This is a genomic window from Nocardia sp. CDC159 (genome assembly GCF_023740735.1).
Taxonomy (GTDB): Bacteria; Actinomycetota; Actinomycetes; order Mycobacteriales; family Mycobacteriaceae; genus Nocardia; species Nocardia pulmonis.
In genome coordinates this window covers 84,612-98,346 of the sequence record NZ_JAMRXH010000020.1, presented here as the reverse complement: position 1 = coordinate 98,346, position 13,735 = coordinate 84,612, and the positions used below count along the sequence as shown (strand labels likewise).

The window sequence follows — 13,735 nt, the reverse complement described above, 5'->3', positions numbered from 1 at the left end:
CCCTACTTCAGAGTAAGTTGCGGGCGGTAGTTGTGTGACGGATCTAAACGCTGGCATTAGCTCCAGCTAATCAAGGTTCACCCCGGTCAAACGCCGAGTAGCCGTCTATCCCGGCGAAACGGGCGTGTTCGGCACATACTGAGCTAATGACCGGTGCCCTGGAAGTCGCCGATTCCCCCGCGCCCGTGAGCCGGGCCCGGGCCAACGTGGTCTTCGTCACCGTCGTGCTCGGCATGCTGATGGCCGCGCTGGACCAGACCATCGTCTCCGCCGCCCTGCCCACGATCGTCGCCGAACTGGGCGGCGCCAATCATCTGGCCTGGGTCGTCACCTCCTATCTGCTGGCCGAGGCGGTCGCCACCGCGCTCGCGGGCAAATTCGGTGATCTGTTCGGCCGCAAACTGGTTTTCCAGATCAGCGGACTGATCTTCATCGCGGGTTCGATGATCGCCGGGCTGGCCGGTGGCATGACATTGCTCGTCGCCGCGCGCGGCATTCAGGGCCTGGGCGCGGGCGGGCTCATGGTGACCGCGATGGCGCTGATCGCCGATGTCATCCCGCTGCGCGAGCGCGGCAAATATCAGGGCGCGCTGGGCGCGGTCTTCGGTGTCACCACCGTCATCGGGCCCACCCTGGGCGGTCTGTTCACCGATCATGCCAGCTGGCGATGGTGTTTCTATGTGAACGTGCCGCTGGCGATTCTCATGATCGCGGTTGCGGCGCGGGCGATTCCGAGCATCCGTAGCAGCGTGCGGCCGGTGATCGATTACGCCGGAATCGCATTGGTCGCGGTCGGCGTGAGTTGCCTTGTGCTGGCCCTGGAATGGGGTGGGCAGGAATACGCCTGGGATTCGACGATGATCATCGGACTGTTCGGGGCGGCGGTGATCCTGTTGGCGGGCTTCGTCGTCGCCGAGTTCCGGGCGAAGGAGCCGATGCTGCCGATGCATCTGTTCCGCAGCAACGCGTTCACCGTGTGCTCGGTGCTCAGCTTCATCGTCGGCTTCGCCATGATGGGTGCGATGACATATCTGCCCGCGTATATGCAGTACGTCAACGGACTGTCGGCGACCGCGTCGGGCTTTCGGACCCTGCCCATGGTGGCGGGGCTGTTCATCACCTCGATCATCTCCGGACAGGTGGTCGGCCAGACCGGGAAGTACAGGTACTTCCCGATCGTCGGGACCGCGGTGACCGCACTGGGCCTGTTCCTGATGTCGACGATGGACCGCCACACCGGTTTCTGGGAGCAGTCGCTCTATATGTTCGTGCTGGGTCTGGGCCTCGGTCTGGCCATGCAGGTGCTGACGATCGTGGTCCAGAACACCGTGTCCTACACCGATCTTGGCACCGCGACCTCGGGGGTCACCTTCTTCCGGACGATCGGCAGTACCTTCGGGGCCTCGATCTTCGGGACGCTGTACAGCAATCGGCTCGGCCCGAATCTGCAGACCGCCCTGGCGAACGATCCCGGCGTCGCACCCGCGCCGGCCCAGAATCCGCAACTGCTGCACAAACTTCCGCATGCCCAGGCCATCCCGATCATCGACGCCTACGCCGACACCATCGGGTACATGTTCCGCTGGGCGGTGCCGTTCGCGCTGCTGGGATTCGTGGTGGCGTGGTTGCTCAAACAGGTCCCCCTGCGCGATGCCGCCCGCGCGGATGCGGGTGATGTGGGCGCCGGATTCTCCATCCCCGACTCCTCCGACCGCTTTGCCCGGCTGGAACATTCGGTGGCCGCGCTGATGCGCAAACTGCACGAGGACGAGTTGCCCGCCGCGCGCCTGCTGGCAGCGGCCGACAGCCCGCTGGACAAGGATCAGGCCTGGGCGCTGGGGCAGGTGCGCACGCTGCAGCGGCTGCGCGGTCGAGCGACCCTCGAGTCGATCGCCCGCGCGCATCGTGTGCCGCCGGAGGTCCTGCAGCCGGTGTACGACCGTGCGGTCGACAACGGCTACATCGAATACCGCGGGGACCAGATCGATCTCACCGACTCCGGCCAGGCGGAACTCGACCGCGTCAAGGAGGCGCTGCGGCGCTGGTTGTCCAGTCAGCTCAAGGACTGGGACTGCCGTGATCCCCAGGATCGGGCATTGCTGGACCAGGCCATGGCCAATATCGCCGCCAAACTGCTGGACGAGGCGGAACGTGCGGACTACTGAGGCTCGTCGGTCCGGGCGAAATGGACGATGACCTGGTCGGGAACGAGCCCGATTTAGACTCGGCAGGGTGAGTGGCAGGGGTGGCGACGGGCTCGATCTGGCGCAGCTGCGGACCTTTCTGGCCGTCTATCGCGCGGGCTCGGTGACGGCGGCCGCGCGACTGGTCGGGCTGTCCCAGCCGACGGTGACCACGCAGCTGCAGGAGCTGGAAAAGCGCTTGGGCAGCCAGCTTTTCGAGCGCTTGCCGCGCGGGGTGGCCCCGACGGCGACGGCCGACGAACTGGCGATGCGGCTGGCCGGTCCGATGGACGCGCTGGAGGAGATCGCGGGTGGGGTGGCGGGGGCACCCGCCGCGCAGCCGTCGGTGCGCCTGGCCGGGCCCGCGGAAATGCTGGGCGCACTGGCACTTCCGGCGCTGGCCCCGACGATCGCGCGCGGCGTGCGGCTCACGGTGGACGCCGGGCCGGGTGAGGCACTGCTCACCGGACTGCGGGCAGGACGGTACGACCTGGTGATAACCACCGTGCGCCCGCGCGGGCGGACCGTCCGCGCCGAACCGCTGCTGCACATGGAATTTCTGCTGGTCGGCGCGCCCGAGGTGGCGTCGCGGATCGATCCGATCGAATTACGCGGGTCCGGAACGGGTTTCGGTGGCGTCGCACTGGTGGGCGATGCCGAAGAGCTACCGCTGCCGCGCCGCTACTGGCGACAGGTCTTCGGTGTGCGCCTGGATGCCGAACCGGCCGTGGTGGTCGCGGATCTGCGGTCGGTGGCGGCGGTGGTGGTCGCGGGTGGCGGTATCGGTGTGCTGCCCCGCTATCTGATTGCCGCACAGCTCGATTCGGGTGCGCTGGTGCCGCTGCTGGAGCCCGCGCAGCCGCCGGTCGATACGGTCTTCCTCGCCCGTCGCGTCGGCGCGCCCGCGCTCGCCCACGTCGATCTGGTGCACGACACACTGATCGCCGCGGGGCGCGGATGGTGACCATCCGGCGCGCTTGCGTCGGTTCGTGGCCTGAACGACAACCACCCCCGATCGGGCGTGCCGGCGCCCGATGCGGGGGTGGTGCTGTCACGCGCGTCGCGGGTCGATCGTGTGGCGCTCTCGTCCCCTTGCGCCGATCGGCTCCCAAGGATCGATGAGGGAGACCCCGGGTGCCGGAACGCGATCGGCCGGTCGCGTCGTGACAGTCGGCGCGTCGCGTGAGGGAACGCGGGCGCCGAAAACTGACTACTATCTACGTACGTAGACAGTAGATTACCGGCAGGTGTCGGGTCAAGTGGCCGACCCGCTGGGTGAACCGACCTACTGCCGGGCTACGTAGATACTATGGCGTCCGAGCCGTCCGCATTCGGACCGGCCGCACGACGAGGAGGTGCAGTGCGCACACGCGGATTCGGGGAACTCGAGGCGGTGGTGATGGACCGCCTCTGGAACCGGAACGGCGATCCGACAACGGTGCGGGAGCTGTTCGCCGAGCTGGCCGATGAGCGTGAGATCGCTTACACCACGGTCATGTCGACGATGGACAACCTGCACCGCAAGGGGTGGCTGGAGCGTCGCCGCGAGGGTAAGGCGTTCCGCTACTGGCCCACGCTCACCCGCGAACAGCACAGCGCCCGCCTGATGCGCGAGGCGCTGGACGACGGCGGCCGCTCCGAATTGGTGCTCGCCCACTTCGTCGAACAGATCGGCCCCGAGGAGTCGGAGCGCCTACGGGCCGCACTGAGCAGATTGGCGGAGGGCGCGTGAGCGAGCTTGCGAGCGAACCATCGACACAGCGCGGGACGCCGTGAGCGTCGCCGTCGGGCTTTTCGTTTACGGGGTTGTCGTGGCGGTCGTCGCGCCGCGGGCGTTGCCCCGGCTGACCCGGCACGGATTGGTGCCGCATCTGGGTGTGGTGGCGTGGCTGACCCTGATGGCCAGCGTGCTGGGTTCGTGGGCGGTGGCGGTCGGGCTCGGGGTGGCCGATGCCGCGCACAGCTGGCTGCACGCGGATCGGCTGGTCGCCGACGGACTGCACGAGGCCGAGGTGATCGCGAGCGGGCACGAGGGCCTGGGTGCGCAGGTGGCGCTGCTGGTGGTGACCGCGGCGCTGGCGCTGCTGGCCGTGGTGCTGGGCGTGCGGCTGGCCCGGCTGCAACTGCGCATGCGACTGCGGGCGCGCGAACACGCCGACGCGCTGCGACTGACGGGTCGGAAGGTGCACCGCGATGCCGTGGCCGATCTGGTGCTGCTCGAATCCGAGGAACGCGCCGCCTACTGCGTGGCCGGATCGCCCAGTGTCGTGGTGGTGACCAGCGGCGCGGTCGCGGCGCTGCGCGGTCCGGAACTGGCCGCGGTACTGGCCCACGAACACGCCCACCTCGAACGTCGACATCCGTTGCTGCTCACCGTGACCCGCGGCCTCGCGACCACCTTCGGGCGGCTGCGGTTGTTCACCGTCGGTGCGCGCGAGGTCGCCCGGCTGCTCGAGATGTGCGCCGACGACGCGGCGGTCCGCCGCCACGGCCGCGCGCCGCTGCTGTCGGGGCTGCTCGCCCTGTCCGGTGTCGCCCCGGCGGGTGCGCTCGCGGCCAGCGGCGCCGATGTCCTGGCGCGCGCCGAACGCCTCGTCGCCCCGCGTCGCGCGCGCCGTCTGCGCCGCACCCGCATGGGCCTGCTGACCGGAATCGGCGTGGCCGTCATGGGCCCGCTGCTCATCGTCGGCGCGGCCTCGGGGGTGTTGATCTGCCTGCTGTAGCCGCCAGGCGCGCGATCTGCGCGGGGCCGACTCGGCAGCAGCCGCCGATGACCGTGGCGCCGAGCGAAATCCAGTGGGGGAGCAGCTCTTCGGCGAAGGTGGCGGGACCGGTCCAGGTGTGCCGGGCGGGGTCCCAGCCCTCGCCGCTGTTGGGATAGGCGACGGCGGGTTTGGCGGTGCCGCGGCGGGCGCGGACCAGCGCGGGGGCGACATCGGCCGGGCGGCAGCAGTTCACACCGACCGCGACGATCCACGGGGAGTCGGCCGCGACGGCGAAGGCGTCGGCGAGCGGCTGACCGGCGCGCGTGCGGTCACCGTCGATCGTGTAGCTCAGCCAGGCGGGCCGCCGCAATTCCGTGACGAGTTCGACCAGCGCCACGGCCTCGTCGATATCGGGAATCGTCTCCAGCGCGAACACATCCGGCTCGGCCGCGGTCAGCGCCTCGAGCCGGGGCCGATGCCAGGCGCGTAGTTCGCCGACGCCGAGCCCGTAGCGGCCGCGGTACTCCGAGCCGTCGGCCAGCGCCGCGCCGTAGGGCCCGATCGAGGCGGCGATCCAGCGCCGTCGCCCGTCGCCGGCGACCTCGTCCCGGGCCGCGTGGGCGAGTTCGACACTGCGGTGCAGCAGCCGGGTCGTCCGCGCGTGATCGAGTCCGCGCGCGGCGAAACCGTCGAACGACGCCTGATAACTGGCCGTTGTCGCGATCACCGCGCCCGCCCGGAAATACGCCGCGTGCACCTCCCGGATCGCCGCGGGATCGTCCAGCAGCAGTCGCGCCGACCACAGCGCATCGGACAGATCGTGTCCGCGCGCCTCCAATTCGGTCGCCAGCCCGCCGTCGGAGATCAGCGTGCCCGCCGCGGCATCGAACACCACCGGTCCACTCTAGGGCCGTGCGGCGTCGCGGCGCGGTTCGATAGTGTGGGTGAGCGTGCGGATCTTTTTGGCCGGTGCCAGCGGTGTGCTGGGCACCAGATTGACGCCCCTGCTGGTCGCGACCGGATGCGAGGTGGCGGGTATGACCCGCTCGCCGGACAAGGCGGAACTGCTCGCCGGGCTCGGCGCCGAACCGGTGGTGTGTGACGTCTACGACGCTGCCGCGCTCGAACAGGCCGTCCGCGCCTTCGCCCCCGATCTGGTGATGCATCAGCTCACCGACCTTCCCGACCTGCGTGAGCACCTGGCCGCGGGCCGCCCGGCCAACGCCCGCATCCGCCGGGAGGGCACCGCCAATCTGCTCGCCGCCGCGCGGGCGGCCGGTGTCGGGCGGGTGCTCGCCCAGAGCGTCGCCTGGGACCTGAGCGGAGAGAACAAGGATGCCAAGGACTTCCTGGAGTCCGCCGTGCTCGACGCGGGCGGCATCGTCCTGCGCTACGGCCAGTTCTACGGTCCGGACACCTATTACCCCGACCCGGCCGAGCTGCCCGACCCGCCGCGCATCCACATCGACGAGGCGGCCGCCCGCACGGTGATCGCCCTCGATCTGACCTCCGGGGTCTACGCGGTGACCGACAACGGCAAGACCGACTTCGAGCCGGTGCAGTGACCGCCCGGCGGTGCTAGCGTCGCGGCATGGCCAACCGCAGCGATATCCAGCATCGCGTCGTGACCACCTTCCAGCGGCACCTCGGCAATCCGATCCTGCGCCGGCTGCCGGACCAGACCCTGCTGGAGACCACCGGGCGCAAGAGCGGCGAGCCGCGCATCACCCCGATCGGCGGGCGGCGCATCGGTGATTCGTTCTGGCTGGTCTCCGAATTCGGTGAGCGCTCGCAGTATGTGCGCAATATCAAGGCCGACAACCGGGTTCGGCTGCGGCTGCGCGGCCGCTGGTACACCGGCACCGCGCGGCTGCTGCCCGAGGACGACGCGCTCGCGCGCCTGAAGCAGCTGCCGCGCTACAACAGCGCCGTCGTGCGCGCGTTCGGCACCGACCTGCTCACCGTGCGCATCGATCTCGATCCGCGGTGAACGGACCTGTCGGCGGCCTGGCCTAAGGTGCAGGTGTGCCCCGCGACCTTGCCGAACTGTCCTATGCCCGTCACCTGCGCGCCTTCTCCGGCGAGCCGGAATCCGATATGGACTACGAGACCGAGCACGTCGACGCCGTGACGTTCGACGGCCTCGAGGCCAGTGGGATCCGGTTCACCGAGTCGGCCTTCACCGGGGTCGAATTCGCCGGTGGGGTGCTGCGGTATGCGCGGTTCGACGACGTCTGGCTGCGCAATGTGCGCTTCATCGGCACCAATCTCGGCCAATCCAGTTGGCTCAACACCGAATTCGTGGATTCGGCGCTGTCCGGGGTGGAGGCGGTCGGCTCGCAGCTGCGCCGCATCCGGTTCGAGGGCTGCAAATTCGATTCGGTGAACCTGCGCAACTCGGTGCTGCAGGACGTCGGTTTCGTCGATTGTGTGCTGCGCGACACCGATTTCGGCGAGGCGACGCTGCGGCGGGTGAGCTTTCCGGGCTCGCGGCTCGACGGGGTCGCGCTGCACCGCGCCGCGCTGCACGATGTCGATCTGCGCGGCGCGGTCGCCCTCGATCTCACCGCCGGGATCGAGGCCCTGAAGGGCGCCACCATCAGCACCCCGCAGCTGATGGACCTTGCCCCGGCCTTCGCGCGGGCGGCGGGAATCACGGTGCGCGACAACTGATCACGCATGCGCGGTCTGACCGCCGTCGATGGCTGCGGCGGGTACCGGCTCGGGCTCGGGCCGGGTGTGGAATCCGGGCAGCCAGCGGTCGACCACGGGGATCAGCAGATGGATCAGCGGGCCGATGCCGAAGGCGTACACCACGGTTCCGACGCCCACGCTGCCGCCCATCAGGAAGCCGGTGATCAGCACGGTCGCCTCGATACCGGTGCGCACCGCCCACACCGGCCATCCGGTGCGGCCGACCAGGCCGGTCATCAGGCCGTCGCGCGGGCCGGGGCCCATGCCCGCGCCGATGTAGAGCACGGTCGCCACGGCATTGAGCAGGACGGCCGCGGCCATCGCGAGAACGCGCGGGAAGAGCGCGTGCAACTCCGGTAGCAGCCAGAGACCGGCGTCGACGGAGATCGCGATCACCACCACATTGCTGACGGTGCCCAGGCCGGGCCGCTGCCGCAACGGAATCCAGGCCAGCAGCACGGCCACCCCGGTCAGCGCGGTGACAGTGCCGAAACTGAGCGGCACGTGCCGGGCCACGCCCTGATGGAACACGTCCCACGGATCGAGACCGAGTGCGGCGCGGATCATCACCGCCATCGACAGGCCGTAGAGCCAGAGTCCGAAATACAGGGCACACAGGCGGCGAAGCAGCATTGGGCCAGCATGTCGGGGAACTGGCCTTGGAAAACAGAGCCAGTGATCAATTGCTGGACCGATTCGAAAAAGCGGTGGCGACATCCGGTCCCACGGCGGTAGCGTCGAATCATGCGTATCGATGTGCGACACCAGTGGTGGCTGCCCTGAGGGCGGCTCACCCACGCGCATCGACAATTACCCACGGCCGCCCGGATCGGGCGGCCGTCTCGCGTTCGAGCGGGCCGTTCGCGCCGGGTGGCCCGATTCGAAAGGACCACTCATGCCCCGGCGTCTCACCGCCTTCACCCCGTCCGGCGAGCTGCATCTCGGCAACTATTTCGGCGCGATCGAACCCCTGGTGCGGCAGCAGCTTCCGGGCGAGACCGTCGTCTTCGTCTCCGATCTGCACGCCCTGACCCTGCCGCACGATCCGGCCGAGGTGCACCGGCGCACCGTACGCTTCGCGGCGCTGCTGCTGGCCTGCGGTGTCGATCCGACGCGCAGCCTGTTCGCGGTGCAATCGCAGGTGCCCGAGCACACCGAGCTGCACTACCTGCTCGAATGCGCGACCGGCTACGGACAGGCGCGGCGGATGATCCAGTTCAAGGAGAAATCCGCGCGCGGACAGCAGGTTCGGCTGTCGCTGCTGAGCTATCCGGTGCTGATGGCGGCCGATATCCTGCTGTATCGAACCGACGAGGTGCCGGTCGGGGAGGATCAGCGCCAGCACGTCGAACTGGCCCGCGATATCGCCACCCGATTCAATGCGTCCTACCGCCCGGTGTTCACGGTGCCGCGGGCGGTGAACCCGCCGGTGGCGGCGCGGATCATGGATCTCGCCACCCCGACCGCGAAGATGAGCAAATCGATCGCGTCCCCCGGCGTGCTGCGGCTGCTGGATTCGCCGGATACCCTGCGGCACAAGGTGATGCGCGCGACCACCGACGGCGGCACCGAGGTGTGCTACGACCCCGAGCGCGGCCCGGGGGTGGCGAATCTGCTCACCATCCTGTCGGCCTGCACCGGCGTAGCGCCCGCTCGGCTCGCCGAAACCTTCCGCGGCTACGGTGAGTTGAAGCGTGCGGTCGCCGATGCCGTTGTCGCCGTGGTGGAGCCGATCCAGTGCCGCTACACCGAACTGGTCCGCGCGGATCTGCACGAGCTGCTGGCCGCCGGGGCCGCCGCGGCCCGGGAACTCGCGCGTCCGACGGTGCTGGCCGCCAAGGAGGCGATCGGCCTGCTCCCGGCCGCCCACACCCCCCGCGACGATCGCGGAGGCCACGCCCACGGCGGGAAGTCTGGACCGTCGGTAGCATCCAGGGCGTGAATCCCGTTGCCGCGCGCGTCATGTCCACCCTGGCCGGTCAGCTGGGCAATCCGCACGGGGTGCTGGGTAAGGGCGTGGCGCTGTTGCTGAACCGGTCCAACCGCGGGCTCATCGAGGCCGCGGTGGCCGCCGCCGAGGTGGGCGCCGGACAGGCGGCGGCCGATATCGGTTTCGGTGGGGGAGTGGGGCTTTCGCTGCTGCTCGATCGGGTCGGTGCGCAGGGAACGGTGTACGGGGTGGAGATCTCTCCGGATATGTTGGCGCGCGCCCGTTCCCGGCTGGCCCCCGAGATCGGCACCGCCCGCCTGCGCCTGCTGGCGGGCTCGCTCGCCGATCTCCCGCTGGCCGATGCCGCGCTGGACGCGGTGATAACGGTCAATACGCTCTATTTCGTCTCCGACCTCGGCCCGGTCGCGGCCGAACTCGCCCGGGTGCTGCGCCCCGGTGGGCGAGCGGTGATCGGCATCGGCGACCCCGCGGATATGGCTCGAATGCCGTTCACGCGCAGTGGTTTCCAGCTGCGCCCGCCGGATTCGATCGCCGCGGCCCTCGAACGGGCGGGTCTGACGGTGGAGCAGCGCGCCGTGGCGAACCGCCCGATCACCGGGCATCTGCTCATCGCGCGCCGCTAACCCTGCCCGATGACAGGCCAGCCGGACCCCGGGGAGACCTACCGTCGCTACCAGAGCGCGGTCGTCCTGCATGCCCAGGCCGGGGCCCGCGCCTGCGGCCTCGGGGCCAGCGACCTCCACGCCCTCACCATCCTCGCCCTCGCGGGCGCGATGACCCCCGGCGAGTTGGGCGCCCGCATCGGACTGACCACGGGCCCGACCACCAGACTCGTCGACCGCCTCGAACACGCCGGTTATGTCCGCCGCGTCCCCGATCCGTCCGACCGCCGCAAGGTGACCGTCCAGCCGACGGGTGAGCCCGCCGATCTGGACCGGAAACTGACCCCGGCCCGCCGCCGCCTCGCCGAGCTCATCGCCTCCTACGAACCGCAGGAGCAGCGCATCCTCCTCGACTACTTCGCCCGTGCGGCCGCGGCCCTCGAGCAGTCCGCGACCGAGATCGGCTGACGCGATCCCTGTCTCTTTTGCCCGGACGCTGCCGATTCGCTGGGACGATGGAGATCATGATGCGCGCGCTGACCCGACACTGGACGACCGTTGTTCCATTGCTGGCCGCCGTGGTCCTGGCGGTCGCCTGGGTGACCCACCCCTCGGGACCGGCGGTGATCGTGGTGGTGCTGGCGCTGGTCGGGGCGGTGCTGTCTGCCGTGCAACATGCGGAGGTCGTGGCACATCGGGTGGGGGAGCCGTTCGGATCGCTGGTGCTGGCGGTGGCCGTCACCGTGATCGAGGTCGGGCTGATCCTGACCCTGATGGCGTCCGGGGGTGACGACGCCTCCTCGTTGGCCCGCGACACCGTCTTCGCGGCGGTGATGATCACCTGCAACGGCATCTTCGGCCTGTCGTTACTCGTCGGGGCGGTGCGGCGGCGGGTGGCGGTATTCAATGCCGAGGGCACCGGCGCGGCGCTGGCGACCGTGGCGACGCTGGCCACGCTGAGTCTGGTGTTACCGACGTTCACCACGAGCAAGCCGGGGCCGGAGTTCTCCGGATCGCAGCTGGCGTTCGCGGCGGTGGCGTCGCTGCTGCTGTACGGATTGTTCGTCACCGTGCAGACCGTCCGCCACCCCGATGACTTCCTCCCGGTCGAGGAGGAGGACTCCGACGACGAGCAGCACGAACCGCCGTCGACCCGCTCGACCCTGCTGAGTATGGCGCTGCTGCTGGTCGCGCTCGTCGGCGTGGTCGGATTGGCGAAGATGGTGTCACCGTCGATCGAGCACGGTGTGCACGCGGCGGGGCTGCCGCGTTCGGCGGTCGGTGTGGTGATCGCGATGCTGGTCCTGCTGCCCGAGACGCTGGCCGCTGTGCGCGCGGCGCGGCGCGACCGCGTCCAAACCAGCCTGAACCTGGCCCTGGGGTCGGCCATGGCCAGCATCGGCCTCACCATTCCGGCCATCGCGCTGGCCACCGTCTGGGTGTCGACCCCGCTGACCCTCGGTCTCGGCGCGACGCAGATGGTGCTGTTGGCGCTGACCGTGGTGGTCGGTGTGCTGACAGTTGTCCCGGGACGTGCCACTTTGTTGCAGGGCGGCGTCCACCTCGTCCTTTTCGCGGCTTTCGTGTTCCTGGCGGTTAGCCCGTGATCTTGCTCCGAATTAGCCGAAATCTATGACCTACATCACTTTGATAGCCGATTTGCACTGATAACCTGTTGCAGAATGCGCATTTACTTCCATTTTGTGCATTTGACCAGGCTGTGAGGCTAGTCCGCGGCAACCGATTTAGAGGCGATGGTCACAGCTTAACTGTCTTTACTGTAACCAGATGTCACCGATAGCTTCGTGTTGGCAGTGTCGCGCCGATCACGGAGAGAACGATTTTGAAACCCGAGACACATCGCCCTTGCCGGAGCCGCGCATGGCGTCGGTGACCCGGGCCCGCTCGAGCGCCACCGCCGTCCGAATCGTCCGCAAGAACTTCTCCGACACTGTCGTCTCGTCCCTGCGGACCTTCGGCCGCGCCGTGGATATCGCACGCGAATCGGTGACCGGCACGGTCACCGGGATCGCGCGCGGACAGTTCCAGTGGCGCGAGGCCGTGCTGCAGGCCTGGCGACTGGTGACGGTCACCGCGATTCCGGCGATCCTGATCGCGATTCCGTTCGGCGTCATCGTCTCGGTCCAGGTCGGCAACCTCATTCACACCCTGGGCGCGGATTCGCTGCTCGGCGCGACCGGCGGCCTGGGTGTGATCAAGCAGGGCGCCCCGCTGGCCACCGGCTTTCTCCTGGGTGGCGCGGGTGCGGCGGCGATCGCGGCCGATCTGGGCGCGCGCACGATCCGCGAGGAGATCGACGCGCTCAACACCATGGGCATCAGCCCGATTCCGCGGCTGGTGATTCCGCGGCTGGTCGCGATGATCCTCGTCGCGCCGCTGCTGAACATCCTCATCATCTTCGTCGGCATCGTCGCGGGCTATGCGGTCGCGGTGGGCGGGCAGAACGTCACTCCGGGCAGCTACTGGGCCACTTTCGGCTCCTTCACCACTGTCGCCGACGTGTGGGTGTCTCTGCTGAAGGCGGCGCTGTTCGGCTTCCTGGTGGTGGTCATCGCCTGCCAGCGCGGGCTCGAGGCCAAGGGCGGGCCGCGGGGTGTGGCCGATGCGGTGAACGCGGCCGTGGTGCTGTCGGTGGTGTCGATCGCGATCGTCAACCTCGGCGTCACCCAGGTCGTCGAGATGTTCCTGCCGACCAGGTTGGTGTGACGTGGCCGCCTCTACTTATGTGCCCAAGGGATTGGGCTGGATCTCCCGCTTCTATCAGCGCCGCGGCCTGGCGGTCGCGCGGTCGGTCGAATCGCTGGGCTTCGTTCTGTCGTTCATCTGGCAGGTGCTGTCGTCGATCCCGTCGACGCTGAAGCACTACCGCGACGAGACGCTGCGCATCATCTCCGATATGACCTGGGGCCGCGGCTCGGTCATCGTCGGCGGTGGCACGGTGCCGATGATGATCGTGCTCGGCCTGGTCATGGGCATGTCGGTGGCCGTCGAATCGTTCACCATGCTGAATATGCTGGGCATGGGCCCGGTCACCGGCATCGTCTCCGCCTATGCGACCACCCGCGAGCTCGCGCCGATCGCCGCCGCCATCGGTTTCGCCGCGCAGGCCGGATGCCGCATCACCGCCGAGATCGGCTCGATGCGCATCTCCGAGGAGATCGACGCGCTCGAGGCGATGGGGCTGCGCTCGGTGCCGTTCGTGGTGACCACCCGGGTGATCGCCGGGGCGATCTCGATCGTGCCGACCTTCCTGATCGGCCTGATCCTGGCGTATCTGTCCTGCCGCGGGCTGATCACACTGGTGCACGGTCAGTCCGCGGGCGTGTACGACCACTACTTCTTCCAATTCGTGGCCGGATTCGACGTGATCGCCGCGGTGATCAAGGTGGCCATCTTCGCCACCGTCGTGATCCTGATCCACAGCTACTACGGCTTCTTCGCCACCGGCGGCCCCGAAGGGGTCGGCATCGCCTCCGGGCGTGCGGTGCGGGCGTCGTCGGTGGCGATCGTCGGCATCGACATGGTGCTCACGATCCTGCTCTGGGGTTTCAACGCGACGATCAGTTTCACGGGGTAGCC

The 13,735-nt window shown here is 69.0% G+C and carries 15 protein-coding genes; 13 read left to right on the top strand and 2 right to left on the bottom strand.

Translation table 11 applies throughout. The features are described 5' to 3' along the window. The first annotated feature begins 146 nt into the window (after positions 1-146). The 4 genes from NDR87_RS32210 (at position 147) to NDR87_RS37785 (ending at position 4,906) form a co-directional block, all read left to right on the top strand. Complete coding sequence (locus NDR87_RS32210; protein WP_251917620.1) at positions 147-2,165, top strand: MDR family MFS transporter; 2,019 nt, start codon at positions 147-149, stop codon at positions 2,163-2,165. Positions 2,166-2,232: 67 nt separating this feature from the next. Then, positions 2,233-3,147, top strand: a complete 915-nt coding sequence (locus NDR87_RS32205; protein ID WP_251917619.1) for a LysR family transcriptional regulator — start codon at positions 2,233-2,235, stop codon at positions 3,145-3,147. Positions 3,148-3,543: 396 nt separating this feature from the next. After that, positions 3,544-3,915 carry a BlaI/MecI/CopY family transcriptional regulator gene (locus NDR87_RS32200; protein ID WP_251917618.1) on the top strand — a complete coding sequence of 124 codons (372 nt, stop codon included), beginning with the start codon at positions 3,544-3,546 and terminating at the stop codon, positions 3,913-3,915. Positions 3,916-3,955: 40 nt separating this feature from the next. Beyond that, positions 3,956-4,906 carry a M56 family metallopeptidase gene (locus NDR87_RS37785; RefSeq protein WP_251917617.1) on the top strand — a complete coding sequence of 317 codons (951 nt, stop codon included), beginning with the start codon at positions 3,956-3,958 and terminating at the stop codon, positions 4,904-4,906. Here the strand turns inward: NDR87_RS37785 and mmuM are convergent. Next, positions 4,863-5,780 (bottom strand): homocysteine S-methyltransferase, encoded by a 918-nt coding sequence (mmuM, locus tag NDR87_RS32190; protein ID WP_251917658.1) that lies wholly within the window; start codon positions 5,778-5,780, stop codon positions 4,863-4,865. The two genes, NDR87_RS37785 and mmuM, sit on opposite strands and share 44 nt — an antisense overlap. A 52-nt stretch (positions 5,781-5,832) precedes the next feature. On the opposite strand from mmuM, the gene NDR87_RS32185 reads away from it, so the two are divergent. From NDR87_RS32185 to NDR87_RS32175, 3 genes are read left to right on the top strand one after another with little or no spacing between them, the layout of a single operon-like run. Further along, positions 5,833-6,453, top strand: a complete 621-nt coding sequence (locus NDR87_RS32185) for an NAD(P)H-binding protein (protein ID WP_308212176.1) — start codon at positions 5,833-5,835, stop codon at positions 6,451-6,453. Positions 6,454-6,479: 26 nt separating this feature from the next. Beyond that, positions 6,480-6,878 carry a nitroreductase/quinone reductase family protein gene (locus NDR87_RS32180; protein WP_251917616.1) on the top strand — a complete coding sequence of 133 codons (399 nt, stop codon included), beginning with the start codon at positions 6,480-6,482 and terminating at the stop codon, positions 6,876-6,878. Positions 6,879-6,913: 35 nt separating this feature from the next. Continuing rightward, complete coding sequence (locus NDR87_RS32175) at positions 6,914-7,561, top strand: pentapeptide repeat-containing protein (protein WP_251917615.1); 648 nt, start codon at positions 6,914-6,916, stop codon at positions 7,559-7,561. Here NDR87_RS32175 and NDR87_RS32170 read toward each other — a convergent pair whose 3' ends face one another. Continuing rightward, the gene (locus NDR87_RS32170; RefSeq protein ID WP_251917614.1) at positions 7,562-8,215 is read right to left on the bottom strand and encodes a YitT family protein; all 654 of its coding nucleotides are present in this window, start codon (positions 8,213-8,215) and stop codon (positions 7,562-7,564) included. A 262-nt stretch (positions 8,216-8,477) separates the two neighbouring features. Between NDR87_RS32170 and trpS the strand changes: the two genes are divergently transcribed. The 6 genes from trpS to NDR87_RS32140 all read left to right on the top strand — a co-directional run bounded on the left by trpS (position 8,478) and on the right by NDR87_RS32140 (position 13,733). Next, positions 8,478-9,524, top strand: coding sequence for a tryptophan--tRNA ligase (gene trpS / locus NDR87_RS32165; protein ID WP_251917612.1), 1,047 nt, complete (start codon positions 8,478-8,480; stop codon positions 9,522-9,524). Beyond that, positions 9,521-10,156 (top strand): methyltransferase domain-containing protein, encoded by a 636-nt coding sequence (locus NDR87_RS32160; RefSeq protein ID WP_251917611.1) that lies wholly within the window; start codon positions 9,521-9,523, stop codon positions 10,154-10,156. The genes trpS and NDR87_RS32160 overlap by 4 nt, the downstream gene beginning before the upstream one ends. 9 nt (positions 10,157-10,165) lie before the next feature. After that, positions 10,166-10,603, top strand: coding sequence for a MarR family transcriptional regulator (locus tag NDR87_RS32155; RefSeq protein WP_251917610.1), 438 nt, complete (start codon positions 10,166-10,168; stop codon positions 10,601-10,603). Positions 10,604-10,650: 47 nt separating this feature from the next. Next, positions 10,651-11,742, top strand: coding sequence for a calcium:proton antiporter (locus tag NDR87_RS32150; RefSeq protein ID WP_372494356.1), 1,092 nt, complete (start codon positions 10,651-10,653; stop codon positions 11,740-11,742). A gap of 274 nt (positions 11,743-12,016) precedes the next feature. Then, positions 12,017-12,862, top strand: coding sequence for an ABC transporter permease (locus tag NDR87_RS32145; protein WP_251917609.1), 846 nt, complete (start codon positions 12,017-12,019; stop codon positions 12,860-12,862). Between the two features lies 1 nt (position 12,863). Continuing rightward, the gene (locus NDR87_RS32140) at positions 12,864-13,733 is read left to right on the top strand and encodes an ABC transporter permease (RefSeq protein ID WP_251917607.1); all 870 of its coding nucleotides are present in this window, start codon (positions 12,864-12,866) and stop codon (positions 13,731-13,733) included. Positions 13,734-13,735 lie beyond the last annotated feature (2 nt).

What these genes read in the sequence shown, in the direction of transcription:
- NDR87_RS32210 (WP_251917620.1), top strand. Translation starts at nt 147, where the DNA reads ATGACCGGTGCCCTGGAAGTCGCCGATTCCCCCGCGCCCGTGAGCCGG.
- NDR87_RS32180 (WP_251917616.1), top strand. Translation starts at nt 6,480, where the DNA reads ATGGCCAACCGCAGCGATATCCAGCATCGCGTCGTGACCACCTTCCAG.
- NDR87_RS32170 (WP_251917614.1), bottom strand. Translation starts at nt 8,215, where the DNA reads ATGCTGCTTCGCCGCCTGTGTGCCCTGTATTTCGGACTCTGGCTCTAC.
- trpS (WP_251917612.1), top strand. Translation starts at nt 8,478, where the DNA reads ATGCCCCGGCGTCTCACCGCCTTCACCCCGTCCGGCGAGCTGCATCTC.
- NDR87_RS32155 (WP_251917610.1), top strand. Translation starts at nt 10,166, where the DNA reads ATGACAGGCCAGCCGGACCCCGGGGAGACCTACCGTCGCTACCAGAGC.
- NDR87_RS32150 (WP_372494356.1), top strand. Translation starts at nt 10,651, where the DNA reads ATGGAGATCATGATGCGCGCGCTGACCCGACACTGGACGACCGTTGTT.
- NDR87_RS32145 (WP_251917609.1), top strand. Translation starts at nt 12,017, where the DNA reads ATGGCGTCGGTGACCCGGGCCCGCTCGAGCGCCACCGCCGTCCGAATC.